This is a genomic window from Acidovorax sp. ACV02, from assembly GCF_014851475.1.
Taxonomy (GTDB): domain Bacteria; phylum Pseudomonadota; class Gammaproteobacteria; order Burkholderiales; family Burkholderiaceae_C; genus Acidovorax; species Acidovorax delafieldii.
The window spans coordinates 188,302-212,313 of record NZ_JACUZU010000002.1 but is presented as its reverse complement, the minus strand read 5'-3'; the positions used below and the strand labels follow the sequence as shown (position 1 = coordinate 212,313).

General features: G+C 64.4%; 26 protein-coding genes. 11 read left to right on the top strand and 15 right to left on the bottom strand.

Features of this window, described 5'->3' with window-relative positions; all coding sequences use genetic code 11:
• Window positions 1-37 precede the first annotated feature (37 nt).
• On the top strand, window positions 38-1,516 hold the full coding sequence (locus tag IB236_RS04875) for a M48 family metalloprotease (protein ID WP_192419201.1): 1,479 nt from the start codon (window positions 38-40) through the stop codon (window positions 1,514-1,516).
• Here IB236_RS04875 and IB236_RS04870 read toward each other — a convergent pair.
• The 3 genes from IB236_RS04870 to IB236_RS04860 all read right to left on the bottom strand — a co-directional run bounded on the left by IB236_RS04870 (window position 1,484) and on the right by IB236_RS04860 (window position 3,212).
• Window positions 1,484-1,837 (bottom strand): phage holin family protein, encoded by a 354-nt coding sequence (locus tag IB236_RS04870; protein WP_192419200.1) that lies wholly within the window; start codon window positions 1,835-1,837, stop codon window positions 1,484-1,486. The genes IB236_RS04875 and IB236_RS04870 overlap by 33 nt on opposite strands.
• A gap of 74 nt (window positions 1,838-1,911) precedes the next feature.
• On the bottom strand, window positions 1,912-2,370 hold the full coding sequence (locus IB236_RS04865; protein WP_192419198.1) for a hypothetical protein: 459 nt from the start codon (window positions 2,368-2,370) through the stop codon (window positions 1,912-1,914).
• 86 nt (window positions 2,371-2,456) lie between these two features.
• The gene (locus IB236_RS04860; RefSeq protein WP_099731772.1) at window positions 2,457-3,212 is read right to left on the bottom strand and encodes a TerC family protein; all 756 of its coding nucleotides are present in this window, start codon (window positions 3,210-3,212) and stop codon (window positions 2,457-2,459) included.
• A 524-nt stretch (window positions 3,213-3,736) separates the two neighbouring features.
• Between IB236_RS04860 and IB236_RS04855 the strand changes: the two genes are divergently transcribed.
• Complete coding sequence (locus IB236_RS04855; RefSeq protein ID WP_099731773.1) at window positions 3,737-4,177, top strand: DUF3717 domain-containing protein; 441 nt, start codon at window positions 3,737-3,739, stop codon at window positions 4,175-4,177.
• 52 nt (window positions 4,178-4,229) lie between these two features.
• Window positions 4,230-4,535, top strand: coding sequence for a hypothetical protein (locus IB236_RS04850; RefSeq protein WP_056056585.1), 306 nt, complete (start codon window positions 4,230-4,232; stop codon window positions 4,533-4,535).
• An 84-nt stretch (window positions 4,536-4,619) separates the two neighbouring features.
• On the opposite strand, the gene IB236_RS04845 is transcribed toward IB236_RS04850, so the two are convergent.
• From IB236_RS04845 to purB, 3 genes are read right to left on the bottom strand one after another with little or no spacing between them, the layout of a single operon-like run.
• On the bottom strand, window positions 4,620-5,180 hold the full coding sequence (locus tag IB236_RS04845; protein ID WP_056742839.1) for a YaeQ family protein: 561 nt from the start codon (window positions 5,178-5,180) through the stop codon (window positions 4,620-4,622).
• A 2-nt stretch (window positions 5,181-5,182) separates the two neighbouring features.
• On the bottom strand, window positions 5,183-6,877 hold the full coding sequence (locus IB236_RS04840) for a hypothetical protein (RefSeq protein ID WP_192419196.1): 1,695 nt from the start codon (window positions 6,875-6,877) through the stop codon (window positions 5,183-5,185).
• Between the two features lie 45 nt (window positions 6,878-6,922).
• A complete protein-coding gene (gene purB / locus IB236_RS04835; protein ID WP_056056582.1) occupies window positions 6,923-8,302 on the bottom strand; it encodes an adenylosuccinate lyase in 1,380 nt (459 codons plus the stop codon).
• Between the two features lie 132 nt (window positions 8,303-8,434).
• Between purB and IB236_RS04830 the strand changes: the two genes are divergently transcribed.
• The 8 genes from IB236_RS04830 to IB236_RS04795 all read left to right on the top strand — a co-directional run bounded on the left by IB236_RS04830 (window position 8,435) and on the right by IB236_RS04795 (window position 15,898).
• Window positions 8,435-9,049, top strand: a complete 615-nt coding sequence (locus IB236_RS04830) for a glutathione S-transferase N-terminal domain-containing protein (RefSeq protein ID WP_056742845.1) — start codon at window positions 8,435-8,437, stop codon at window positions 9,047-9,049.
• Between the two features lie 106 nt (window positions 9,050-9,155).
• Window positions 9,156-9,872, top strand: coding sequence for a TetR/AcrR family transcriptional regulator (locus IB236_RS04825; RefSeq protein ID WP_146870579.1), 717 nt, complete (start codon window positions 9,156-9,158; stop codon window positions 9,870-9,872).
• 224 nt (window positions 9,873-10,096) lie between these two features.
• Complete coding sequence (locus IB236_RS04820; protein WP_146870580.1) at window positions 10,097-10,681, top strand: TRAP transporter small permease; 585 nt, start codon at window positions 10,097-10,099, stop codon at window positions 10,679-10,681.
• 27 nt (window positions 10,682-10,708) lie between these two features.
• On the top strand, window positions 10,709-11,989 hold the full coding sequence (locus tag IB236_RS04815) for a TRAP transporter large permease (protein WP_192419194.1): 1,281 nt from the start codon (window positions 10,709-10,711) through the stop codon (window positions 11,987-11,989).
• A 55-nt stretch (window positions 11,990-12,044) separates the two neighbouring features.
• Window positions 12,045-13,049, top strand: a complete 1,005-nt coding sequence (locus IB236_RS04810; protein ID WP_099731779.1) for a TRAP transporter substrate-binding protein — start codon at window positions 12,045-12,047, stop codon at window positions 13,047-13,049.
• A gap of 81 nt (window positions 13,050-13,130) precedes the next feature.
• Window positions 13,131-14,039, top strand: coding sequence for a shikimate dehydrogenase (locus IB236_RS04805; RefSeq protein WP_108497021.1), 909 nt, complete (start codon window positions 13,131-13,133; stop codon window positions 14,037-14,039).
• A gap of 37 nt (window positions 14,040-14,076) precedes the next feature.
• Entirely contained in the window at window positions 14,077-14,976 is a 900-nt protein-coding gene (locus tag IB236_RS04800; RefSeq protein WP_192419192.1) for a VOC family protein, read from the top strand.
• 16 nt (window positions 14,977-14,992) lie between these two features.
• Window positions 14,993-15,898 carry a sugar phosphate isomerase/epimerase gene (locus IB236_RS04795; RefSeq protein WP_056742851.1) on the top strand — a complete coding sequence of 302 codons (906 nt, stop codon included), beginning with the start codon at window positions 14,993-14,995 and terminating at the stop codon, window positions 15,896-15,898.
• Window positions 15,899-16,079: 181 nt separating this feature from the next.
• On the opposite strand, the gene IB236_RS04790 is transcribed toward IB236_RS04795, so the two are convergent.
• The 9 genes from IB236_RS04790 to IB236_RS04750 form a co-directional block, all read right to left on the bottom strand.
• Complete coding sequence (locus IB236_RS04790) at window positions 16,080-16,535, bottom strand: nuclear transport factor 2 family protein (RefSeq protein WP_192419190.1); 456 nt, start codon at window positions 16,533-16,535, stop codon at window positions 16,080-16,082.
• Between the two features lie 8 nt (window positions 16,536-16,543).
• Window positions 16,544-17,326, bottom strand: coding sequence for an SDR family oxidoreductase (locus tag IB236_RS04785; protein WP_192419188.1), 783 nt, complete (start codon window positions 17,324-17,326; stop codon window positions 16,544-16,546).
• Window positions 17,323-17,865 (bottom strand): DUF3833 domain-containing protein, encoded by a 543-nt coding sequence (locus IB236_RS04780; RefSeq protein WP_192419186.1) that lies wholly within the window; start codon window positions 17,863-17,865, stop codon window positions 17,323-17,325. The genes IB236_RS04785 and IB236_RS04780 overlap by 4 nt, the downstream gene beginning before the upstream one ends.
• 25 nt (window positions 17,866-17,890) lie before the next feature.
• On the bottom strand, window positions 17,891-19,189 hold the full coding sequence (locus IB236_RS04775; RefSeq protein ID WP_192419184.1) for an MFS transporter: 1,299 nt from the start codon (window positions 19,187-19,189) through the stop codon (window positions 17,891-17,893).
• On the bottom strand, window positions 19,186-19,719 hold the full coding sequence (locus IB236_RS04770; RefSeq protein WP_056057555.1) for a chalcone isomerase family protein: 534 nt from the start codon (window positions 19,717-19,719) through the stop codon (window positions 19,186-19,188). Before IB236_RS04770 ends, IB236_RS04775 begins: the two co-directional genes overlap by 4 nt.
• A gap of 50 nt (window positions 19,720-19,769) precedes the next feature.
• Window positions 19,770-21,002 carry a cyclopropane-fatty-acyl-phospholipid synthase family protein gene (locus IB236_RS04765; RefSeq protein WP_056057551.1) on the bottom strand — a complete coding sequence of 411 codons (1,233 nt, stop codon included), beginning with the start codon at window positions 21,000-21,002 and terminating at the stop codon, window positions 19,770-19,772.
• Between the two features lie 35 nt (window positions 21,003-21,037).
• Complete coding sequence (locus IB236_RS04760; protein WP_086928480.1) at window positions 21,038-21,829, bottom strand: DUF1365 domain-containing protein; 792 nt, start codon at window positions 21,827-21,829, stop codon at window positions 21,038-21,040.
• Entirely contained in the window at window positions 21,826-23,136 is a 1,311-nt protein-coding gene (locus tag IB236_RS04755; protein ID WP_192419182.1) for an NAD(P)/FAD-dependent oxidoreductase, read from the bottom strand. The genes IB236_RS04760 and IB236_RS04755 overlap by 4 nt, the downstream gene beginning before the upstream one ends.
• A gap of 244 nt (window positions 23,137-23,380) precedes the next feature.
• A complete protein-coding gene (locus IB236_RS04750; RefSeq protein ID WP_056742863.1) occupies window positions 23,381-23,965 on the bottom strand; it encodes a glutathione peroxidase in 585 nt (194 codons plus the stop codon).
• Window positions 23,966-24,012: the final 47 nt, after the last annotated feature.

The window sequence follows — 24,012 nt, the reverse complement described above, 5'->3', positions numbered from 1 at the left end:
GGTCCCAGTGGAAACGACGTTGCGTGTCCTATTTCTGATGGCATTTTTGACATGCCCCTCGCCACAGGCAGCGGCTCAAGTGGGCCTCCCCACCCTCGGCGATACCAGCGAACTTACTACCAGCGCCGAGCGCCGTCTCGGTGATCGCATCATTCGTGAGCTGTACCGTGACCCGGACTACGTCGATGACCCAGTGGTGGCCGACTATGTGCAAGGCATATGGCACCCCCTCCTGGCAGCAGCCAAGGCTCGGGGAGAACTCAGTGCCGAACTGGACGAACGCTTTGCCTGGGAAATCCTGCTGGGACGCGATCGCACGGTGAATGCTTTCGCTTTGCCCGGTGGGTACCTGGGGGTGCATCTGGGGTTGATCGGTGTGGTGGCCACGCGCGATGAACTGGCCTCGGTACTGGCGCACGAGCTGAGCCATGTGACCCAGCGTCACATCTCGCGACTGATCACGCAGCAGAGCAAGCAGACGCCCTTGCTGCTGGGGGCCATGGTGTTGGGCGCACTTGCGGCCAGCAAGAACCCAGGCGCCACGCAGGCCCTGGTCGTGGGAGGCCAAGCCTTGGCCATTCAGAATCAGCTCAATTTCTCGCGGGACATGGAGCGTGAGGCGGACCGCATTGGCTACGGGCTGATGGCCCCCGCGGGTTTTGCGCCCCAAGGGTTTGTGAGCATGTTTGAAAAGCTGCAGCAAGCTAATCGACTCAATGACAATGGGTCGTGGCCTTATTTGCGCAGCCACCCGCTGACCACGGAGCGTATGGCAGACATGCAGTCGCGCATCCCTCCGGGTGCAGCATCTGCGCCGGGCGCCGCAATGCAGGCTTCCAGCGAACATGCCATGGTGGCTGCGAGGGCGCGTGTGCTGTCTAACCCCGGAGTGGATACCTTGCGCCAGTGGATCGCTGAGCCCAAGGGCTCGGGGTTTCAGTCGCAGCCACTGCCGCGACGGGCCGGCGCGCTGTATGCGGCGGCGTTGGCAAGCAGCCAGTTGCGTGATGCGGCAAATGCGCGTCTGATCGCGCGCCAACTGGACGACTTGGTGCGGCAGGACGCCGCTGCGCATCGTCTCGCACGCCTGTTGGTGGCAGAGACCGAATTGGCAGCTGGCGATGCATCTGCGGCCCTGCCGTCCATTCCAGATGGCAACAACGCACGCAGGCCAGAACTTGTGTTGCGTACCCAAGCCCTGCTGCGCGCCAACCGACCCGCTGACGCCACGCAAGCCTTGCAAACCTGGGTGGCAACCCACCCCAAGGATGCGACTGTATGGCAACTACTGGCGTCCACCTGGCAAGCACAAGGCCAGGCGCTCCGGGCGATTCGTGCGGAGGCCGAAGCGCAGGCTGCGCGCTATGACTATGCCGCCGCTGTAGACCGGTTCAAGGCCGGCCAGGATATGGCTCGCCGAGGCGGTGCGGCAGTGGACCACATTGAGGCCTCCATCATCGACACGCGTCTGCGCTCGATGGAGTCACTTCTTCGCGAACAGGCCACCGAGCGCTGATTCGATGACCAAGCCCAGCACCGAGTAGATCAGCGAACCCAGCAGTGCAGCCCCAAAACCGGCGACGTGGAAGCCGTCCAGCACGGTGGCCGCTGCCCAGAACATGAGTGCGTTGATGACGAAGAGAAACAGCCCGACCGTAACGATGGTGACGGGTAACGTGAGTACGACCAGCACCGGTCGCAGCACCACATTGAACAGGCCGATCACGAAGGCCGCGATCAGCGCCGAGGTGAAGCTTTTCACCTCCACACCGCTGTAGATGTAAGCCACAAACAGCAGCGATGCAGCGCTGAGCAGCCATTTCAGAAGAAGTCGCATGGCCGGAGAATAGCACTGGCCTGCTGTGCTGCAATCATTGGATGTGGCTTGCCTGGCCACACACACCTACCGGCCTATTCGAGCGCCAGCACCCACAACACACCAAAGCCGGTGAGCACGCTGCCTAGCGTGCCCGACAGTGACGACCAGCGCCCGTCCACGCGGCCAGTGGGCTGCACAGGCTCGGACTTGGGCCGGCGCGCGTCCACCACGGGTGCGGTCACCATGCCGCCGGCATCTGCCTGAAGTTGAGCCGTGAGCTCGGCCAACGGGCCCTTGGCCACCACGGTGGTTACAGCCCCCGAGGGGGTATGAAGTGTCGGAACAATTTGTGCGAACAGCTTATCCGCCCACTTCGTACGCCAGTTCTCGCGGGTGCTGTGGCTCACCCATTTGCTGACACGGTGGGTCATGCGTGGCGCACACGCTACCAGCACCCAATGGGTGTGTGCGCTGGCTGGGCGCCCACACAGGGATGCCAGCACTTGCTGTGCGTACGCTGCGTCGTCCACATACACGATGACTCTGTCCATACCCACCTCCAGGTGTGATGCTGACCACAGGGGAGCGGTATGGCCCCCTGCGCCGCGTCAGATGCAATGCAATTCGCGTGAAGCGGTCAGTGCCCAACCGGTGCCGAGCCAGCACTGGCACGGCGAGCCAGGATGATCTTGCCAGCCAGCAAAACCAGCAGCGCACCGGCCACACTGGCCCCGTACTTCACGACATCGGTGACTTCGCCGCTCACGCTATCGACGGGCATCTTGAGCATCCACTGCCACTTGTCAGGGTTGGCGAGGGCTGGGTCGGTGACCAGCATGCCGCCGGCAATCCAGCCCAGCAGCATGCCACCCAGCGTGATGATGAGGGGAAACCGCTCCATGAGCTTGATGACCAGCTGACTCCCCCAGACGATGATCGGGATAGAGATCAGCAGACCCAGCACCACCAGCAGGAACGAATGGTCGCCCGCATTCTGGGCCGCGCCGGCAATAGCGATCACGTTGTCCACGCTCATGACCAGGTCGGCCACGATGATGGTCTTGATGGCAGCCAGCAGCTTGTCGCTGCCTTGCACGTCGCCATGGCCCTCTTCATCGGGAGCCAGCAGCTTCACACCGATCCACACCAGAAGCAGCGCGCCCACGAACTTGAGGAAGGGCAGCGCCAGCAAGGTCATCGCAAAGGCGATCAGGATCACGCGCAGCACGATGGCGCCCGCAGTGCCCCAGATGATGCCCTTGGTGCGTTGTGCAGGGGGCAGTTTGCGGCAGGCCAGGGCAATGACCACGGCGTTGTCACCACCCAGCAGGATGTCGATGATGATGATCTGGCCGAGTGCGAGCCAGAATTCGGGCGAAGCCAAAAAGTCCATAAATTCCTCAATGTCAGTGGCGCGAAACGAGGATCCTGGCGCCACTGTAGCGCCGAGTCCCCCGCAGGGATAGGGGGCTTACGGTGACCTGGTCAAGGAAGGCTTGCCCCAGACAGGGGAGACATGGCAAGCGAAGGGACGGCCTTGATCAGCCCACGGTGGGCCCATCAAAGGTCTTGCTCAGTTCTACACAAGCTGGTTGTGCGTGAACCCGGATTGCCGGAAGCAAAGCTTCGTATTGACGACAAATCCGATGCCTTGTGCCGCTCAAGCCCGGATGGCGGTGGGCTGGCTGGCAAGGCGGGAGCTACTCCCCTTCGAGACCGCGATTGGAACATTACCGGCGAGGCAGCGCAAGGGCCGGGGTGTTGTGGTTACTGCGTACACGCCGGGGTGGGGCTGGGCGTGCTGCCTCGCTCGGGGAAATACGGCGGATACCACCACTGCCAGCATCCCTTGTGGCGGGCCGCTATCATCCAGCCCCTCTTGTGCCCCTGCGCTTGCGCGTCCCTTGCCCCGCTTTCATGGCTGCCATCCACATCACCGACATCGAAGCTGCCATCAATCACTGGCGGCACCGTGCGCCCGCATCACCCGATGGGTTGGGTCTGGCGCCTGAGGTCCAGGCCCTGGGGGAGGTCTATGCGCTGATGGTCTACGGGCACACCACAGAGATCGACGAGGACAGCCTGCCTTCCGCAGCCATGGCGGCATGGCAGGCCTGGTACGACACGACGCCCGACACACCTTGCATCGCGATTTGCTCCACCAGCCAAGGCGACGACCTGTGCAAGGGCTGCGGGCGCACCTTCGACGAGGTGCAATTCTGGCCCTCGTACACTCCGGCGGAAAAGCGGGGGGTGTGGCGCCGTATCACGCTGGAGCACTCGGCCTGGCGTTTCAACCGATACGCCGAGCGCGCCGCAGAGGGCGTGACCGCGCCAGGGGCGCCAACGGCGGGGTAGGTTGATGGGCGATGGGCTGTACGCTCGCCCGGCAAACCGCTAAGGTGGCGCCATGCTGCGCCTGACCCAAGCTCCGAACATCGCCATCGCCACCCTGTGGGCGGATCTGCTGTGCGAAGCGGGCATGACGGCCTCTGTGCAGCGCCAGTACCTGGGCGCTGCCGCCGGACACCTGCCACCCGATCAGTGCCTGCCCGAGATCTGGCTGGACCACGAAGAGCACGCTGCGCGTGCACAAGCCTTGCTGCAAGAGTTACACAACCTGCCGCAGCGCCACTGGGCCTGTCTCTGTGGCGAGTTGGTGGAAGGCGGGTTTGAGCAGTGTTGGAATTGCGGAGCGTTCATGCCGCGCGACTGACGGCATTGGGTGGTTTGCTATATATTTAATAGCTATTAAGGCATATTCCTCTAGCGCTACCAGGAACTTTGCCCCAAAACGCCCTCACTTCCAGCGTACGGGCTCCACATGCACGCTGCCTTGTGTGCTGCTGAGGGTGATGGATCCTTCCTGCACTGTGGCCTGCAGCTGCATGCTGCGCTCGGCCAGCTGTGCCAGCGCTTGCGACGCCTCGGTCGGAATGCGCCAGACCTGCAGCTTGTCCAGTCGCGAAAGCTTGGTTTCAATGCCCTTCCACCAGATCTCGGCCGCGTGGTTGAAGCAGTACACGATCACCGAGTCAGCCTTGCTGCAGGCTTTCGTCAGCGGCTTGTCTTCCGGCTGCCCCACTTCGATCCACACTCGCTTGCGGCCGGTAAAGTCCGTCAGCGATGCATCTGGGTCATCCGGGTCTGACAGCCCTGCACCGAACGCGAGTGTGGCGTCGCCATTGCACAGGTCATTGAGCTGGTGCGCCTGAATGGCCAGGGCTGCCAGCCGCACCATCATGCGCTCGTCGGTTTCGCTGGGGTGGCGTGCCAGGGTGAGCGCATGGTCGGCGTAGTAGCCGTGGTCGATGTCGGCGATCGCAAGGTTCGCTTTGAATATTGTGGATTTGATCGCCATTCTCAGCGGGTTCCTTCAATTTGTACTTCTACGTCAGCCCCATTGCTTCGACGTTTTTCAATGACATATCGGGCCGAAAAACTGCCCAGGCGTGCGGCAGTTTGCAGCGCATCTTCCGCGTCAGGGCGTTGCAAGGCATAAAGCGCGCGAAATCTTTCAAACCAAATTCGCGGTTCGTCGTGGGGCGTTATCCGCTCGGCGGTTTCCAGATCAGAAAGTGCTTCTTGGGGGCGGCCTGTGCGGGTGAGCGTCGTTGCGCGAGCGAGGTAGAAACTGGAGTTCTCGGGGCTCAGTTCGATGGCCTTGCTGATATCTGACAGTGCTCCCTCAACGTTGCCCTTCTGGAAGCGCTCGTTGCCCCGGTTGAAGAAGATCCGGCTCGCTCCTGCTACTTCAGGTTTCGGGAGTTTGGCTGCGGCGTCTTCCCAAAGAGCGGCCCGTGAAGAAAAGCTCTCCAGCCGGTCTTGTGACTGTACAAACAACAGAGGGATCACCAACACGCCGAGTGCAAGTGTCATGCGCCACGGAAGGTGTCGTGCCAAAGCGGCGACCGTCGCAGCATACCCAATGGCCCAGATATAACTGCGGTAGAGCACGTACGGCTCCTGAAAGCGCACAAGGCTGAACTCAACCAGAAACAGCAAAGCGCTGAATGCGAGGCCAAAAGCGAACAAACGATGCTTGCCCGTCCGCAGCGAAAGACCTGCCACCACTGAAGGCACTGCCACAAACAGACCCAGTTGCAGCAAAGCGTGAACGGAAGTCCAGGGTTGAAGAAAATCGACCCTCAAGTCTGCAGACATTCTGGTGGTGGAGGGTATCAGCCACTGCAGCCAGTATTGGTAGTACAGCTGGGCCTGCATGTAGGCCGAAAATAGCCACCGATCACCGCGGCCCTGGAATGCAGGCAGGCCGTAGATTTCACCTGTCAGATCGCTCAGTCTGGGTTCGTACGGCTGGCCAACGAATCCCATCCCCACGCTGAACACCAAGGCAACGGCCGGCAAATTCGCGCAAATGAACGTGGAGCAGACTTGTACCGTTCGTCGATCCACCCGATCCAGCAGCAAAACGAGTGACAAGGCTGCAAATGGAACAGTCACTGAATGTTCCTTGCACAGCATGGCCAAAGATGACATCAGCGCCGCACGCAGCGCCCTGACATGGCTACCTTCCTGCAGGGCCATCAGCAAATAGCGCAAGCTGATCAGCGAGAACAGCGCGGCCATGACGGTAGTGCGCTGTATCAGGTAGCCCGCCGCATAGACAGCCACTGGATGCACCACAAACACAACGGCCAGCAATGCTGCAATGACGCAGGCCTGCTCACGGGCTATGGCAGCCGTCTCGCTTCGGCGCTCCTCCAGAATGAGCATCTGCTTGAGCAATTGATAAAGTTGCCAGGCGACCAAAACGTGCAGCACCAGGCTGATAAGCCGATGCGCTTCCATGGTGCCCGATTGTGTTTGGACCCAGCCCAGGGTGAAGTACGGCAACGACCGGGTAAGCAGCTCCCAGGGCTCCACGGCCGCGGTCGTCAGACGGGAGGTGAAGAAGAGATTTCCGTCGTCAAAAACAAACGGATTTTCCAGGTACGGGCCGTACAGCGCCGCCGCGACTGCCAAAACTACGATAAAAACAAGCAGAGCAAACAATGATTCCTTTGACCAACGCCCTCGAATGAAAGGCGCTGTCATCCAGGTGCTCTCTTGGGTGTACCGCTCTGCCGCATGGAGGTAGCGCTACACCCGACGGGCCAGCTCGGCCGCCTTGCCCACATAGCTGCCGGGCGTCATCGCCAGCAGTCGGTCCTTTTCGGCCTGAGGAATTTCCAGCGACTGGATCAACCCGTGCAGCGCTTCGGCTGTCACGGTCTTGCCCCGGGTCACTTCCTTGAGCTTTTCGTAGGCACCCTGCACTCCAAAGCGGCGCATCACCGTCTGGATGGGTTCAGCCAGCACTTCCCAGGACGCGTCCAGGTCTTCGGCCAGGGCTTCTTCGTTGATTTCGAGCTTGTTCAGGCCCGTGAGCAACGAGGCATAGGCCAGCGTGGCGTAGCCCAGGGCCACGCCCATGTTGCGCAGCACGGTGCTGTCGGTCAGGTCACGCTGCCAGCGGCTGATGGGCAGCTTTTCGGACAGGTGCTTGAGCAGCGCGTTGGCCAGGCCCAGGTTGCCTTCGGCGTTCTCGAAGTCGATGGGGTTGACTTTGTGCGGCATGGTGGACGAGCCGATTTCGCCCGCCTTGAGGCGCTGCTTGAAGTAGCCCAGGCTCACGTAGCCCCAAATGTCGCGCGAGAGGTCGATCAGGATGGTGTTGGCACGGGCGACGGCATCGAACAGCTCGGCCATGTAGTCATGGGGCTCGATCTGGATGCTGTACGGCTGGAAAGTCAGGCCCAGGCCCAGAGGCTCGGGTGTCTCGATGACCTTCTTGCTAAAGGCTTCCCAGTCAAAGTCGGGCCAGGCAGACAGGTGGGCGTTGTAGTTGCCCACTGCACCGTTCATCTTGCCCATGATCTTGACGCTGGCGATGCGGTCGCAGGCGGTTTGCAGGCGCATCACCACGTTGGCCATTTCCTTGCCCACGGTGGTGGGGCTTGCCGTCTGGCCGTGGGTGCGGCTGAGCATGGGCACTTCGGCAAAGGCGTGTGCCATTTCGCGCAGCTTGAGCACGATGCGGTCCAGCCCTGGCAGCACCACCTGGTCGCGACCCGAGCGCAGCTGCAGGGCGTGGCTGGTGTTGTTGATGTCTTCGCTGGTGCAGGCAAAGTGCACGAACTCGGAGGCTTTTTCCAGCTCGGGGCGTGCCTCGAACTTGCTCTTGATCCAGTATTCGACCGCCTTCACGTCGTGGTTGGTGGTCTTCTCGATCTCCTTGATGGCTGCAGCATCGGCCTCGGAGAAGTTCTTGACCAGGCCCAGCAAGTAAGCGCGCGCTCCGGTGGTGAGGGGCTTGAACTCTGCAAACCCTGCATCCGACAAGGCAATGAACCACGCCACTTCCACTTGCACGCGGCGGTGCATGTAGCCGTGCTCGCTCATGATCGGGCGAAGGGCGGCAAGTTTGGGGGCGTAACGGCCGTCAAGCGGCGACAGGGCGGTGATGGTGGACAGGCTCATGGCGCACGATTGTAGGCGGGGCCGGTCGGCGGGGTTTGTGGGGGCGGCGCATCAGTCAGCCTCATGCCGGGTCGCTGTCGATAGAATCAAACCCGAATTGTTCAGCATTCCCCGCGCACTGGAAGACACACCATGAAATTGATCGGAGCCACCGCCAGCCCCTACGTGCGCAAGGTACGTATCGTGATGGCTGAGAAAAAGCTCGACTACCAGTTCGTGCAAGAAAACGTCTGGGCAGACGACACCCATATCTCCGCATCCAACCCCCTGGGCAAGGTGCCCTGTCTGGTGATGGAAGGCGGCGAGGCTGTGTTTGATTCGCGCGTCATCGTCGAATACCTCGACACCTTGTCGCCCGTGGGCAAGCTCATCCCTTCCCAGGGCCGCGAGCGCGCTGAAGTCAAAACCTGGGAGGCCCTGGCCGACGGCGTGATGGATGCCGGCATCCTGGCCCGCCTGGAAGCCACCTGGGTTCACCGCAAGGACAGCGAACGCAGCCAGGCCTGGATCGACCGCCAACTGCTCAAGGTGAACGATGGCCTCAAGTCCATGAGCCAGGGGCTGGGCGACAAGCCCTATTGCAGCGGCATCCACCTGAGCCTGTCGGATATCGCCGTGGGTTGCGCTCTGGGTTGGCTGGAGTTCCGCTTTCCCGAGATCGCCTGGCGCAGCGAGTACCCCAACTTGGGCAAGCTGCTCGACAAGCTGATGCAGCGCCCGAGTTTCGCGGACACCAAGCCTGCCTGACCCCGTCGCTCGGCTGCTGAAAGGCTCCGGCGAGTCCGTCCTCCCGCGGAGTGCCGCGGGTCTTTGTGCAGTTCCGGTCCTCTGCTTGCCGTATGCTCCCGGGCGTATGAACGAAATGGTTCAAAACCCACCCCCCACCGCTGGTATCAGGGCGACCCGCCAGCGCGCCGCGCGCGAGGCCGCTGCCACGCCGGGCGCCGACCGGGTGCGCGTGAACGACCCAGACCGCACCATGGCCAACATCCTGCAGGTGGCCACGGCAGAGTTTGCCGACAAGGGCCTGGCCGGAGCCCGCATCGACGAGATCGCGGCACTGACCAGCACCAGCAAGCGCATGATCTACTACTACTTTGGTAGCAAGGAAGGTCTGTATGTGGCGGTGCTGGAAGACGCCTACCGCCGCATCCGGCGCATTGAGTCAGAGCTGCACCTCGAAGACCTGGCGCCCGAGCAGGCACTGCGCACGCTGGTCGGTTTCACGGTGGACTACCAGCTTGCCAACCCCGACTTCATCCGCCTGGTCATGAACGAGAACATGCACCGGGGCGAGTACATCACCCAATCCGCCACGATCCAGGAACTGAATATCCCGGTCATCCATGCCGTGCGCGACGTGTACCAGCGTGGCGTGGCGGTGGGGGTTTTTCGTCCGGATGTGGACCCTGTCGATCTGCACATGTCGATTTCGGCGCTGTGCTTTTTCAACGTGGCCAACCGCCACACCTTTGGCGCGATCTTCAAGCGCTCGCTGGATACGCCTGCCGCCACGGCGCAACGCCGTGAATCGATCATTGAAATGATCGTGCGCTTTCTGCGGCCCTGAATCGAATCCCGCCGGCGCGCTGCGCGCCTGGCACCCTGCTGTTCTTCAGGGCCATGAGCCGGAGGACGCTCTTCGCCGGGCGTGGTTGACCCATCCATCGCGACCCCACGCCGCGCCACCCGGTGCTGCCCTATCGCTGTTCGCGAGCAGGGTTTGCACCTAGATCAAATACTAACCAGTTCGTACAAAATTAAATCCACTCACTGATAACGACTGGAGACACCATGCTTGCACTGGCCGACCGCTGGCTCGGGCGATACACCCGCGCACTCGACATGCTTTCCGGCCTGTGTCTGGCCATCATGGTGGTGCTGGTGTTCGGCAACGTGGTGCTGCGCTACACGGTGAACTCGGGCATCACGGTGTCCGAAGAGCTGTCGCGATGGCTGTTTGTGTGGCTGACCTTCATGGGGGCCGTGGTGGCTTTGCGAGAGCATGGGCACCTGGGCACCGATGTCTTGGTGTCCCGCCTGCCCGCTGCGGGCAAGAAGGTCTGCCTGGTTCTCGCACAGATATCGATGCTGTATGTCTCCTGGCTCCTGCTCAAAGGCAGCTGGGCCCAGATGCTGATCAATGCCGACACCGAGGCGCCGGTGACCGGGGCGTCCGTGGGCATCTTCTATGCCAGCGGTGTGCTCATGGGCGCATCAGCCATTGCCATTCTGGTCCGCGATCTGCTGCGCACGCTCTTTGTGCCGCTGGGCGAGCATGAGCTGGTCATGGTGCAGGAAAGCGAAGAACTCGCGGCACTGCAACACCGCACGGAAGACGCCAGTGCCAGCACTCCCCCTCCAGGCCCCCGTCGCTGACCCCTCCTTTGCACTGGAACGCGCACCATGACCGTCACCATCTTCCTCGGTTCCCTGCTGCTCGCCATGGCGATCGGCGTCCCCATCGCTTTCGCTCTGCTCCTCTGCGGTGTGGCGCTGATGTGGCATCTCGACCTGTTCGATGCGCAAATCCTCGCGCAGAACGTGATCAATGGCGCGGACAGCTTCCCGCTGCTGGCCGTGCCCTTCTTCATGTTGGCGGGCGAGATCATGAATGTGGGGGGGTTGTCCAAGCGCATCGTAAAGCTGGCGCTCACCGTGGTAGGCCATGTCCCCGGTGGCCTGGGCTACGTGGCCATCATGGCGGCCGTGATCCTGGCGGCAGTGTCGGGCTCGGCCGTGGCGGACGCGGCGGCCTTGGCGTCGCTGCTGCTGCCCATGATGGTGGCTGCGGGGCACAACAAGGAGCGTTCGGCGGGCTTGATTGCCTCCGCCGGGATCATCGCGCCAGTGATACCGCCATCGATCGGCTTTGTGATCTTTGGCGTGGCCGCCAACGTGTCCATCAGCAAGCTGTTCCTGGCGGGCATTGTTCCTGGCGTGCTGCTCGGGCTCTCGCTGGCTGTGACGTGGTGGTGGCTGGTGCGGCGCGAGAACGTGGCGCCGCCGAAGCGCGCAACGCGCGCCGAGCTGCTGCTGGCGTTGCGTGAAGCCGTGTGGGCCCTGGGCCTGCCCATCATCATCCTGGTGGGTCTGCGCATGGGGGTGTTCACACCCACCGAGGCTGCTGTGGTGGCCGCCGTGTACTCGTTGTTTGTCGCGATGGTCGTGTACCGCGAGCTGACCTTGCGCCAGCTGGTGGATATCTTCCAGACCTCCGCACGCACCAGTGCCGTGGTCATGTTCCTGGTCGCAGCTGCCATGGTGTCGGCCTGGCTCATCACCGTGGCCGATCTTCCGTCCGCTGTCATCGGCATGCTGGAGCCTTTCATGGGCAACCAGACGCTGCTGCTGATCGCCATCATGGTGCTGGTCATGGTGGTGGGCACCGCGATGGACATGACGCCGACCATCCTCATCCTCACGCCCGTGCTGATGCCGGTGGTGAAGGCCGCGGGCATTGACCCGGTGTACTTCGGCGTGCTGTTCATCATCAACAACGCCATTGGCCTCATCACGCCGCCCGTGGGCACCGTGCTCAACGTGGTGGCCGGGGTGGGCCGCATTTCCATGTCGCAAGTCACCCGGGGCGTCATGCCGTTCATGGTGGCGCAGTTCATCGTCATGTTCCTGCTGGTGCTGTTCCCGTCCATTGTTCTCGTGCCCTTGCGCCTGCTGGGGGGCTGACCCTCCCTCCCGCGCCTACCGTTTCTGCCTGCCAAAAAACCAAGGAGACCATCCCATGAAGCTGCTCAAGACCCTGCTCGCCACGGCCCTCGTCGCCGCATCGCTGCTGCCCGCTGCGCACGCGCAGGAGCGCACCATCAAGTTCGCCTTCCAGAACCAGAAGGACCACCCGCAGGCCCAGGGCGCGCAAAAGTTTGCCGACCTGGTGGCGGCCAAGACCAACGGCCGCATTGCCGTCAAGCTCTTCCCCGGCGGCACGCTGGGCGGCGACCTGCAGACCGTGTCGGCGCTGCAAGGTGGCACGGTGGAGATGACGGTGCTCAACGCGGGCATTCTGTCGGCCCAGGCCAAGGAATTCGGCATCTACGACTTCCCCTTCCTGTTCGCTACGCCCCAAGAGGCTGACGCCGTGACGGACGGCCCCTTCGGCAAGAAGCTGCTCGACAAGCTGCAGGCCAAGAACCTGGTGGGCCTGGGTTATTGGGAGCTGGGCTTTCGCAACCTCACCAACAGCAAGCGCCCCATCACCAAGGCTGAAGACATTGCAGGCCTCAAGATCCGCGTGATCCAGTCGCCCATCTACATCGACATGTTCAACGCGCTGGGCGCCAATGCCGTGCCCATGCCCTTCCCCGAGCTGTACACGGCCATGGAGCAGAAGGCCGTGGACGGCCAGGAGAACCCGTTCTCCACCATCCTGTCGTCCAAGTTTGCGGAGGTGCAGAAGTACCTGACCGTGACGCGCCACATGTACAACCCCCAGGCCGTGATCGTGAGCAAGAAGTTCTGGGACAGTCTGAACCCTGCTGACCAGAAAGCGTTGACCGACGCCATGGCCGAAGCCACCACCTTCCAGCGCGGTGTGTCGCGCGTGCAGGCCAATGTGGCGCTGGAAGACCTCAAGAAGGCCGGCATGCAGGTGTCCGAGTTCTCGCCTGCCGAGCTGGACAAGCTGCGCGCCAAGGTGAAACCCGTGGTCGAAAAGCACAGCGAAAAAGTGGGCGCAGAGACGGTGAAAGAGGTCTACGCCACGCTGGCCAAGCTGCGCGGCGGCAAGTAAGCCCCACGCTGCCCTCCCTGCACGGCTGCCAGTGGCCCCGCCACGCCCGGCCGTGCATTCACCCCGTATCCCGCCCGCCCCATGAGCATCCAGCTGCTTGATCCCCCGGTCACCACACCCACGTCCGCCATGCCATCCACAAGCCCCCGCAAGGTGCTGATCGGACTGATCGGTGCCGGTATCCAGAAATCGCTGTCGCCCGCGCTGCACGAAGAAGAAGCGCGCCATCACGGCATGCGCCTGCACTACCAGCTCATCGACCTTGACCGCTCTGCTTCCTCGGCGGAGCATCTGCCCACGCTGTTGTCGGCGGCGCGCATCATGGGCTACGCGGGCTGCAACGTGACCTACCCCTGCAAGCAGGCGGTGATTCCGCACCTCGACAGCCTGTCCGAAGAAGCGCGCGCCATGGGCGCCGTGAACACCGTGGTCATCCAGGGCGGAAAACTCGTGGGCCACAACACCGACGGATCGGGCTGGGCTTGGGGCTTTACCCGCGCACTGCCTGGCGCCGACCTGCGCCGCGTGGTGCTGCTCGGCGCGGGCGGTGCAGGCGCTGCGATTGCACACGCCGTGCTACGGCTGGGCGCTGAGCACCTGAGCATCGTCGATGCGCAGCCCGAGCGTGCGGCTCAACTGGCAGCCGATGTGAATGCGCTGTACGGCGCCCGGGCCGAAGCCTCCGACATCCAATCGGCCATGGCGCAGGCCACAGGCCTGATCCACGCCACGCCCACGGGCATGGACAAACTGCCCGGCCTGCCACTCGATGTGGCCCTGCTGCGGCCCCCGATGTGGGTGTCCGAAGTGGTGTATTTCCCGCTCGACACTGCCCTGGTGCAGGCCGCACGCGCGCTGGGCTGCCGGGTATCCGACGGCGGTGGCATGGCTGTGGGCCAGGCCGTGGGCGCGTTCGAACTGTTCACCGGCGAGGCGCCCGACGCGGCGCGCATGGATGCGCATTTCCGCCGCCTGGTCAGCACGCGCTGATGCCGCTGCCCGCTGCAACCCCCAAGGAGCCGACACCATGAGCACCCCGATGATGGCCGCCCGCGAAACTCTGGGCGAACTGCCCAACCCCCTGGGCCTGCAGGGCGTGGAGTTCATCGAATACGCCACCAGCCGTCCGCAGGCCCTGGGCCAGGCGCTGGAGCGCATGGGCTTTCAGCCTGTGGCACGCCGCCGCTCGCGCGAGGTGCTGCTGTACCGCCAGGGCGACATGAACATCATCGTCAACGCCCACCAGGACAACGAGCTCACCGGCGTGCACGCCCCGCCCGCGCTCACCGAAGCGCCGGTGCTCGCCGCCATTGCTTTTCGCGTGGGCAATGCGGCCGCGGCCTACCGCCGGGTGCTGGAACTGGGCGCCTGGGCCGTGCACACCGAGGTCGAGGTGATGGAGCTGAACATCCCCGCCATCCACGGGGTGGGTGCCAGCCGCATCTACTTTGTCGACCGCTGGAAGGAGTTCTCCATCTACGACGTGGACTTTGTGCCCATCCCCACCGTCAACCAGCGCCCGCCCGCGCTGCAGGGCCTGCACCTGTTTGGCGTGGTGCAGTACATCGGCCTGGGCCGTGGGGAGGACTGGATCCACTTCTACAGGGAACTGTTTGGCTTCGCCGAGCTGGCACCGGACCAGTCGTTTGGCGTACTCACCCACGGCCGCATCCTGGCCAGCCCCTGTGGCACGCTGCACTGGCAGCTCATCGAACCGCTGGTCGATGCGCTGGAAGCCGACCCCGAAGAGTTGCTGCAACGCGTGGCCTTTGGCGCCCCCGACGTGCTGGCCACGGTGCAAGCGCTGCGCGAGCGCGGTGTGGACTTCGTCGAGTCCCCCACCGGCGTGCACACGGGCACGCGCGGCGCCCTCACCCGCGCAGATGCCGGCGCACCCAGCTTCGAACTGGTGCTGGACGCACGCTGAGCCTGGAGACTGCCCCATGCGCACATCCACCATGCAACGCAACGTCGCCGACTTTGGCATGGACACCATCAGCCTGGCCGGCCCGCTGGAGGCCAAGCTCGCCGCCGTCAAGGCCGCCGGATTTGGCCAGATCATGCTGGCCGCACGCGACATCGTGGGCCACCCCGAAGGCATCGAGGCCGCCGTGCACGCCGTGCGCAGCAGCGGCCTGCGGGTGACGGGCTTCCAGGTGCTGCGCGACTTCGAGGGTCTGTCCGGCCACCTGCACAGCTACAAGGTGGACATCGCCAAGCAGATGATCCTGATGGCGCGCGACCTGGGCGCGCCCGTGCTGCTGGCATGCAGCTCCACGTCTTCGCACGCCACGTCTGACGCCGATGCGATTGCGCGCGATCTGCGCAAGTTGGCCCTGCTGGCGCTGCCCCATGGCATCCGCGTGGCGTTTGAGGGCCTCTCCTGGGGCCGCCACATCAACGAGGTGCACCAGGCCTGGGCCGCCGTGGAACAGGCCGATTGCCCTAACCTCGGGCTGGCCATTGATTCGTACCACCAGTTCGCCACCAGCACGCCGCTCGCGGCGCTGGAGGACGTGGACCCCGCCAAGATCTACCTCGTGCAGCTGTCCGACTTCATGTGGCAGGAAACGCGCACAGTGCAAGAGCGCATCGAGACCGCGCGGCACTTTCGCGTGTTCCCCGGCGAAGGCGTGCACAGCAAGGCGCTGGCCGAACTGGTACGCACGCTGGACGGCATGGGCTATCAGGGCGATTACAGCTTTGAGGTCTTCAACGACGACTACCAGCAGCTGCCTCTGCCCTATGTGGCGCAACGGGCGTGGAACAGTGCGCTGTGGCTGGCCGAAGGCGTGTTGCAACGCGCAGTGCCCTTGCCCGGGCATTCGCGCATCCGGGCAGTGGGGTGAAGAGGGTGAACAGGCCCCGGGGACCCTGTGCACGAATCGCCGCGCCGTGTGCATCTGCGGTCCCGGGCAGCCTGCGGTGTTGCAACACCTCGCAATAGCGACAGCTAGTGCTGCGTTTTGCGCCTAGCAGACCATCCCGATCCGCAGCGCCCACATACCGCTCGATGCGTGCGGAGGATCCCTAGCTGTTGGCGCGCTTTTTGAGCCAGCGCATCAGTGCGCCCACCACGGGCAGCTTTTCGTACAGCTCTTCGGCCGCATCCCAGTAGTCGCGGTGCAGCGTCACCAGACCCTGTTCGTCCAGCACCAGGTGCGAGGCACCACGCACCGTCTGCGTCACGCCCTTGTGAAAGTCCTTGAAAGCGAACAGGAAGTCCCAGGTCAAGAAGCACTGCGTGCCCTGCACCACCCGCCCGGTGACCACAAAACGCGGCTGCTCCAGCGCCTCGAACATGTGGGCAAAAATGGCCTGGATGGCAGGCACGCCCTGCACCTCGTTGAAGGGGTCCTTGAAGCGCGCCTGTGGTGCGTAGAAATGGCCAATGGCCGCTATGTCGGCAGGCGAGAGGTTTTCAAAGAACGCGACAACGCGCGTGACGGCTTCTTCGGTGGATGGGGGTGTGTTCGGGGGCTGCATCGCAAAAGTCAAAGGCCTGTGAAGCGGCGAACGGCGGGGAAGTACCAACGGTACGGCAACAGCCGCAGCAGCTTCATCACGCGTGTGAAACGCTTGGGGAAGTGGATGTCGAAATGCCCCCGCTCCCAGCCCTGCACGATGGCCGCCGCTGCTGCTTCGGGTGAGATGAGGGCCGGCATGGTGAAGTCGTTGCCCGCCGTGAGTGGCGTGGCCACAAAACCAGGGTTGATCACGCTCACGCCCATGCCCAGGTCGTGCAGGTCCAGGTACAGCGCCTCGGCCAGGTTGATGAGGGCCGCCTTGGTGGGTCCATAGGCCAGGCTCTTGGGCAGGCCGCGAAAGCCTGCCACGCTGCTGATCAGGCTCACGTGGCCCGGGCGCCCGGCCTCCGCTGCGGCCAGCATGGCGGGCAACACGGTGGCCAGCACGTGCAGCACGCCGTTGTAGTTGATCTGCTCATGGCGCAGCATCACGGCCAGATCGAAGTCGGTGGCGCGCATGTCGCGGTAGTAGCCCGCGCAGTAGCACACCAGGTCGGGCGCCCCTCCCGCGAGCACCTGCGCTGCGGCGGCCTGCACCTGTGCCGGTTCGGCGGTGTCAAAAGCCAGCGCCGTGCTGCCGGGGTGCTGCACGACAAAGGCGTTCAGTGCATCACCGCTGCGCGCCGACACGATGACCTGCGCACCACGCGCATGCAGCGCGGCTGCGGTGGCCCGGCCAATGCCACTGCTGGCCCCGATGAGCCAGGCCCGGCGGCCCTGCCAGTCGCGCAAGGGAGGGTTGAGGCTCATGGTGCGCGTTTGGTGAAGGACAGCGTGATCTCGCCCAGGCGCACGCCGAACTTGGTCATGGTGGCGCGGTTGAGCATCACGCGGTCGTCGATGAGGTACATCCAGTCGTCCAGGTCCACGTTGTAGACCTTGCCATCCACCGGCAGGGCCAGCGTGTAGTTCCAGTGGAAGGCGTTGCCGCGCGTCTGGCCGTTGGCCGTGCCCACCACATCGTCGGCGGTGCCGGTGTAACGGCCGTCCGCGTGCTTGGTCAGGCGCCAGATGCGGCGCTGTGTGGTGCCGTCGGAGTAGGTGAAGGCTTCATCCAGCACGCCCTCGTTGCCCTTCCAGCTGCAGTCCATCACCACGGTGAAGCGTTTGACGATCTGGCCGCTGCGGTCCTGGAAGATGCCGTAGGCGTCGATCTTGCCGTTGAAATACTGGGCCAGGTCCAGCACCGGTTTCTCGGTGGCGTAGCCATCCAGGTTCTGGCTGGCGCAGCCGGACAGCACCACGGGCGCAGCCACAGCGGCGGAAAGGAGGAGGCGTCTTTGCATCATGGGTTGTGCCTTGGGGGTATGGGTGTCAGGTTCCAGCCATCGCCGCACCGCGTGGGTGCCGCAGAAAAAGGACGTACAGCGCTGCCGCTGCCGCCAGTTTGAGCGCGCAGGGCAGCACGGCGTAGGCCAGGCCCAGTGTCTGCAGGCCGTCATCGCTGCGCGTGCCCGGCGTGTAGCCCAGCCAGCCCAGCAGGGGCAGCGCCAGGCCTGCGGCCAGGGCCAGGTTGAGCTTGGTGGCAAAGTTCCACCAGCCGAAGTACGCGCCCTCGTGCCGGCCGCTGTCGCCCTCGGCCGCGATCACGCCCGCCAGCAGGGCGCTGGGCAGGGCCAGGTCTGTGCCCAGGGCCACACCCGACAGCGCGCAGACCACCATGAACGGCAACACATCACCCGCGCCCAGAAACGCCGTCCAAACAAACACGGCAATCGCCAGCAGCATGCCCGCCAGCCAGGTGCGCGCCAGGCCCCAGCGCGCCACGGCACGCAGCCACAGCGGGATGGACAGCGCCGCACAGACAAAATAGGCCGCGAGGAACATGGGCTCCTGCGCCGGCGGGGCCTGCAGACGGTCCTGGATGAAGAACAGCACCAGCGTGGCCGGGATGGCACTGGCGATGCCGTTGAGCATGAACACGGCCAGCAGGCGGCGAAAGGCAGCCCGTCCCCAGGGCCGCCACAGGCTGGCGCGCTGTGCCGGGCGGTACACGCCTGCCACGGCCTCAGCATGGTCTGCGGGGCGTGGGGCTCTGGTCCACGCCCACCAGCCCAGCAGCAGGGTGAGGGCAAACACACTGAGCATCACGGGCAGGCCCAGCAGCGCGGGCAGCACCGAAGCCAGCACCACGCCCACCAGCGCGGCGCCCTCACGCCAGGCCACGATGCGGCCGCGCTGCAGCTCATCGCCGCCCAGCCGTGCGCCCCAGGACTGGTGCGCAATGCCCAGCTGGCTATAGGCCGTGTAGGTGATGAGCAGTGCCACCAGCGCCCAGGCAATCAGTGCATCCGCCCCACGTACCCACGGAAAGAACAGGCTGGTCAGCCCCAGTGCCAGCACCACGGCCGACACCGCGCCCACCGCCAGCACGGCGCGCACCGAACGGCCGAACAGGTGGTCGGACAGACGCCCCAGCAGCGGGTCGGACACCGCGTCGAACAGCCGCGCCGCCAGCAGCACCGAGCCCAGCGTGGCAAGCGGCATGCCGAACTCGCGTGCGTAGTGGTTGGGCAACAGCACATACAGTGGCAGCGCCACAAAAGCCAGCGGTAGGCCCAGCAGCCCATAGGCCAGGCCTTGGCCGGCGCGCATGGGCGTGGTGGTGGTCATTGCTGCCCTTGTCCCGCCGTGCGGGTGGCCGCGATCAGCTCTTGCCGCAGTCCGGGCTCGGAGGTCTGCGGCGACAGCCAGATGCCGAAGAACAGGCGCGAGAACTCGGCGTCAGGCACTTCGCCCACCACACGCCCGCCCATCTTGAACACGGCGCCCGTGCCGGGCTGGTACAGGCCCAGCAGCCGGTCGCCGGCCTTCACATCCGGCAGCGCGGCGGTCAGTGCCTGCTGCCAGCGCGCGGCCTGCTGCGGCGTGAAGCTGCCCACGCGGCGCATCTCTTCGATGGAGCGCTTGGCAATGGCCTCGGCCGAAAAATCGCGGTGGTAAGTCAGCTCCAGCGCCAGGGGATGGGCGGCGTAGTTGTCGGCATCAAAGCCGGGCTGCACCCACAGCCGCGCACGGTAGATCTCAAACCCCAGAAACCGCAGCACGCCCTGGCCGACCAGGCGGGCCCCCGACAGCGGGGCTGCGGCGGCTGCGCTGGCCTCTGCAACCTGCGCCAGCGCGGTTTGAGGGCCAAAAGCCATCAATGCGCTAGTGAATATTGCGGTAGCAGCTATATTTTTCATAGCAGTCATCAGTCCTTGGCCAGGGTGTACTGCACCAGGTCGATGTTGCTCATCGCAAACGCCGCCTCGCAATACGCCAGATAGAACTCCCAGATGTGCATGAAGCGCTCGTCAAAGCCCAGCTGCAGGATCTGCGTGCGCTGCGCGAGGAAGCGCTCGCGCCACCGCTTGAGGGTTTCGGCGTAGTCCTGGCCAAACGCAAACTCGTCGACCACGCGCAGGCCTGCCGCCTCGGCTTCGCGGCGGAACTCGCGCGGACACGGCAGGCAGCCACCCGGGAAGATGTACTGCTGGATGAAATCCGTGGAGCTGATGTAGCGCTCGAACAGGCTGTCGTCGATGACGATGCTCTGGATGCAGGCCCGGCCGCCGGGCTTGAGCAAGCGGTTCACCGACTGGAAGTAGGTAGGCCAGTATTCGCGGCCCACGGCCTCGACCATCTCGATGGAGCAGATGGCGTCGTATGGGCCGTCCTGGATGTCACGGTAGTCCTGCAGGCGCAGGTCGGCGTGCTCGGCCACCCCTTGCTGCGCCATGCGCTTTTGCGCGAAGGCGAGCTGCTCGGTGGAGAGTGTCACGCCCGTCAGGTGGGCGCCGAATTCGACGGTCGCCATCTCGGCCAGCGCGCCCCAGCCACAGCCGATCTCCAGCACCCGGGAATTTGGCTGCACACCGGCCATGCGCAACGCGCGCCGCACCTTGGCGTGCTGGGCCGCGCGCATGTCGCCGCCTGCATCGCCTTCGAACCAGGCGGACGAGTAGTTCATCGTATCGTCCAGCCAGAGTTCGTAGAACGCGTTGCCCAGGTCGTAGTGGGCGTGGATGTTCTTCTGGCTGTTGGCGCGGGTGTTGCGGTTGAGCAGGTGCTTGATGCGGTACAGCAGCCGGCCGGCCCAGGTGCCGTAGATCACGCCTTCCACCTGCTGGCGGTTGGCGATGAAGAGCTTGAGCAGGTCGGTCAGGTGCGGCGTGGTCCAGTCGCCCGCGATGTAGCTCTCGGCAAAGCCGATGTCACCCGACTTGAGCGCTGCGCTGCAGACATTCCAGTTCTTGAGTGTGATGGCCGCCGACGGGCCATCGCCGTGCCCGAAGTGCTGCAGGGTGCCGTCAGGCAACTGCACCGTCAGGTGGCCGTGCTGCAGTCGCTGCAGCAACCTGAGCGCGGTGCGGGCGGCTGCCGGAGTGCCTGCGGGCAGGGCCTGCGCGTTGCGGTCGGAGCGGGTGGCGGTGGTGGAGTTCATGGCGGCGGTCTCGCGGGGCTGGAACGACATGGAGATCAACGGGTCACGATGGAGGCAGGCGCCTCGGGCTTGCGATGGAAACGCACGCGCTTGAGCCACAGCTGCAGCGCGTGCCAGTGGATGCGGGCAATGATGGCCAGCGTCATGGCGGGGTAGCCCCAGAGCGCCTGGCGCAGGGTCTGTGCGGTGATGGCCTGCAGGGTGCCGCTCACGCTGGTCTGGATGAGCGGGCCGGTGTCGTCGTCGTGGTCGATGCGCACCACGGTGCGGCCTGCGTCCTGTGCACCGGCCTCGGTGCGCATGAAACGAAAGCGGTAACCGCCGCTCACCTCGCAGAACGGCGACACGTGGAACACCTTGCGTGCCTGCTGTTCCACGCCGTACTGCGGCGCATCCAGCAGGTAGCAGTGGCGCTCGCCAAAGGTGTTGTTCACTTCCACCACGATGGCGCGCAGGTGGCCATCGGCACGGTGGCAGTACCAGAAACTCACGGGTTTGAAGGTGTAGCCCAGCACACGGGGGTAGCAGTGCAGCCACACCTCACCTGTGGCGTCGGTGATGCCTTCGGTGCGCAGCAACTCGTCCAGCCAGGCCAGCGCCCCGCCCTGCGCGGCGCTGCGGCCGTCGCCGTGGTCCGCATCATGGAAGCTGATGGCGCCACGCCGGTTCACAGCCAGCTCACCACGCATGCCGGGCAGGCTGCGCATCGGCAGCATCAGGAAAAACGTGGGGTAGGCGAACGCATGCCGCCGGGGCCGCAGCCGCGTGTGGCGCACCTGGCCGAAGCCGATCAGGGGCGCTGCGGTGGGGGCCGGCGCGTGGCTCACGCAGCCTCCGCCAGGGGGGCCGGCAGGGCGGCCAGCAATTGCTCGGCCACGGCCAGGCCCGATTTGAGGCCGTCTTCGTGGAAGCCGTAGCCCGTCCAGGCGCCGCAGAACCAGGTGTGCTGCTGCCCTTGCAGCTTGCCCACCTGCTGCTGCGCGCGGATGGCGGCCATGTCGAACACCGGGTGGGCGTATTCGTAGCTGCCGATCACATGCTCAGGCGCAATGTCGCGCACCGGGTTGAGCGACACCACCACGGGCTGCGCAAAGGGCACGGGCTGCAGCTGGTTGATGAGGTAGTGCAGGCACACGCGGGCCGACTCGCGGCTGCGTTGCGGCGCACGTTCGTAGTTCCACGCGGCCCAGGCGGCGCGGCGCTCGGGCAGCACGGACGTATCGGTGTGCAGGACAGCGCGGTTGGCCTGGTAGCGAATGGAACCCAGCACCGCGCGCTCGTGCGGCGTGGGCTGGGCCAGCAGGGCGAGCGACTGGTCCGAATGGGTGGCCAGCACCACCTTGTCAAAGTGCTCGGTGTGGCCTGCAGTCACCACGCGCACGCCGGCGGCATCACGCTCGATGCGGCGCACGGGGGTGTTCAGTCGCTTGTCGGCAATGCCCGCCACGATCTTGTCCACGTAGTGGCGCGCTCCGCCGGACACCGTCCACCACTGGGGGCGGTTGCTCACCTGAATCAGGCCGTGGTTGTGGCAGAACCGGATCATGGTGGCCACGGGGAACTTCAGCATCTGGTCGGTGGGGCAGCTCCAGATGCAGCCCAGCATGGGCAGGAAGTACCAGTCACGGAAGGCGTCGCCAAAGCGGTGCTCGCGCAAGAAGTCTCCCAGGGGCTGCATCAGCGCTGCCTCGGCCTGCTTGTCGGCAATGCGAGTACACAGTTGGTTGAAGCGCAGCAGGTCGCGCAGCATGCCCAGAAAGCGCGGGTTGACCAGGTTGGAACGCTGGGCAAACACGGTGCTGAGGTTGGTGCCGCTCCATTCCAGCGCGCGGCCGCCGCCCAGTGCTGCGGGCACCTGCACCGAAAACGACATGTCGGATTTGGCAGTCTCCACGCCCAGCTCGGCCAACAGGCGGATCAGGTGGGGGTAGGTGCGCTCGTTGAACACCAGAAAGCCGGTGTCCACGCCGTGGGTGACCGGGGTGCCTGACGCATCGGGCAGGGTGACATCGACGGTGTGGGTGTGGCCGCCGAAGTAGTCGCCCGCCTCAAACAGCGTGATGTCCGCCTGGCCGCGCAGCTGGTGCGCGACGGAAAGCCCGGAGATGCCGGAGCCGATGATGGCGATTTTCATGACCGGCTCCCTCTGGCCGGTGCACGGAATAAAAAGGTTGCGAAGCGTCCCGAAACGAATAAGAGAGGGAGGGAGGAGAAGCGCTCCAGGAGGTCAGTCGGAACCCGGGGGCCCGAAAGGCTTCGCAACATTAAAACTGTACGCTGCGCAATCGTCTTGCGCAATGGATAGAGTGAGGCCGCCCCGGCGAAGTTCCAGAGGCCTTCTGTATTTTTTTTCAAGAAATGTAAAGAAGTCATTGCGCTCACCGGGGTGTGGGCAGGGCGAGCTGCTGTTCGATGGCACGCACCAGGCCCTTGTTGTCCGGCCCGGTCAGGCTGGAGTAGTTGTCCACCAGCTTGCCGTCGCGGCCCAGCAGGTATTTGTGGAAGTTCCAGCGGGGCGCCGTGCCCGACAGCTGCGCCAGCTGCTGGTACAGCGGCGAAGCCTCCGGGCCCTTCACGCTGCTTTTGGCAAACATGGGAAATTTCACCCCGAAGGTGTTTTCGCAGAAGTCGGCGATTTCCTTGTTGCTGCCTTTTTCCTGGGCAAAGTCGTTGGACGGGAAGCCCAGCACCACCAGCCCCTTGTCCTTGTAGCGGGCATACAGCTCTTCCAGTCCCTTGTACTGGCCGGTAAAGCCACAGAAGCTGGCCGTGTTGACCACCAGAACCACTTTTCCGCTGTACTGGCAAAGCGACTGCGGCTTTTCGTCCTGCAGGCGCGGAAAGGTGTGCTGCAGCGTGGCCGGGCACGCTGCAGGCGCATCGGCCGCTTGGGCGGCGGGCGCCAGCAGCAGCCAGGCCGCCAGCGCGGTGGCTGTCGAGAGGAGTCTTGTAAGGCGGTTCATAGGACTTTGGGCAGTGAGTACGGCCAATTTAACCATTTCATCATTTT

Excerpts from the sequence above, each read along its gene's own strand:
- IB236_RS04750 (WP_056742863.1), bottom strand. The coding sequence starts at position 23,965 with ATGAACCGCCTTACAAGACTCCTCTCGACAGCCACCGCGCTGGCGGCC.
- purB (WP_056056582.1), bottom strand. The coding sequence starts at position 8,302 with ATGAGCCTGTCCACCATCACCGCCCTGTCGCCGCTTGACGGCCGTTAC.
- IB236_RS04845 (WP_056742839.1), bottom strand. The coding sequence starts at position 5,180 with ATGGCGATCAAATCCACAATATTCAAAGCGAACCTTGCGATCGCCGAC.
- IB236_RS04840 (WP_192419196.1), bottom strand. The coding sequence starts at position 6,877 with ATGACAGCGCCTTTCATTCGAGGGCGTTGGTCAAAGGAATCATTGTTT.
- IB236_RS04765 (WP_056057551.1), bottom strand. The coding sequence starts at position 21,002 with ATGAACTCCACCACCGCCACCCGCTCCGACCGCAACGCGCAGGCCCTG.
- IB236_RS04860 (WP_099731772.1), bottom strand. The coding sequence starts at position 3,212 with ATGGACTTTTTGGCTTCGCCCGAATTCTGGCTCGCACTCGGCCAGATC.
- IB236_RS04780 (WP_192419186.1), bottom strand. The coding sequence starts at position 17,865 with ATGATGCAAAGACGCCTCCTCCTTTCCGCCGCTGTGGCTGCGCCCGTG.
- IB236_RS04790 (WP_192419190.1), bottom strand. The coding sequence starts at position 16,535 with ATGCAGCCCCCGAACACACCCCCATCCACCGAAGAAGCCGTCACGCGC.
- IB236_RS04775 (WP_192419184.1), bottom strand. The coding sequence starts at position 19,189 with ATGACCACCACCACGCCCATGCGCGCCGGCCAAGGCCTGGCCTATGGG.
- IB236_RS04865 (WP_192419198.1), bottom strand. The coding sequence starts at position 2,370 with ATGGACAGAGTCATCGTGTATGTGGACGACGCAGCGTACGCACAGCAA.
- IB236_RS04785 (WP_192419188.1), bottom strand. The coding sequence starts at position 17,326 with ATGAGCCTCAACCCTCCCTTGCGCGACTGGCAGGGCCGCCGGGCCTGG.
- IB236_RS04875 (WP_192419201.1), top strand. The coding sequence starts at position 38 with ATGGCATTTTTGACATGCCCCTCGCCACAGGCAGCGGCTCAAGTGGGC.
- IB236_RS04770 (WP_056057555.1), bottom strand. The coding sequence starts at position 19,719 with ATGGCTTTTGGCCCTCAAACCGCGCTGGCGCAGGTTGCAGAGGCCAGC.
- IB236_RS04795 (WP_056742851.1), top strand. The coding sequence starts at position 14,993 with ATGCGCACATCCACCATGCAACGCAACGTCGCCGACTTTGGCATGGAC.
- IB236_RS04820 (WP_146870580.1), top strand. The coding sequence starts at position 10,097 with ATGCTTGCACTGGCCGACCGCTGGCTCGGGCGATACACCCGCGCACTC.
- IB236_RS04815 (WP_192419194.1), top strand. The coding sequence starts at position 10,709 with ATGACCGTCACCATCTTCCTCGGTTCCCTGCTGCTCGCCATGGCGATC.
- IB236_RS04805 (WP_108497021.1), top strand. The coding sequence starts at position 13,131 with ATGAGCATCCAGCTGCTTGATCCCCCGGTCACCACACCCACGTCCGCC.
- IB236_RS04810 (WP_099731779.1), top strand. The coding sequence starts at position 12,045 with ATGAAGCTGCTCAAGACCCTGCTCGCCACGGCCCTCGTCGCCGCATCG.
- IB236_RS04855 (WP_099731773.1), top strand. The coding sequence starts at position 3,737 with ATGGCTGCCATCCACATCACCGACATCGAAGCTGCCATCAATCACTGG.
- IB236_RS04825 (WP_146870579.1), top strand. The coding sequence starts at position 9,156 with ATGAACGAAATGGTTCAAAACCCACCCCCCACCGCTGGTATCAGGGCG.
- IB236_RS04755 (WP_192419182.1), bottom strand. The coding sequence starts at position 23,136 with ATGAAAATCGCCATCATCGGCTCCGGCATCTCCGGGCTTTCCGTCGCG.
- IB236_RS04800 (WP_192419192.1), top strand. The coding sequence starts at position 14,077 with ATGAGCACCCCGATGATGGCCGCCCGCGAAACTCTGGGCGAACTGCCC.
- IB236_RS04830 (WP_056742845.1), top strand. The coding sequence starts at position 8,435 with ATGAAATTGATCGGAGCCACCGCCAGCCCCTACGTGCGCAAGGTACGT.
- IB236_RS04850 (WP_056056585.1), top strand. The coding sequence starts at position 4,230 with ATGCTGCGCCTGACCCAAGCTCCGAACATCGCCATCGCCACCCTGTGG.
- IB236_RS04870 (WP_192419200.1), bottom strand. The coding sequence starts at position 1,837 with ATGCGACTTCTTCTGAAATGGCTGCTCAGCGCTGCATCGCTGCTGTTT.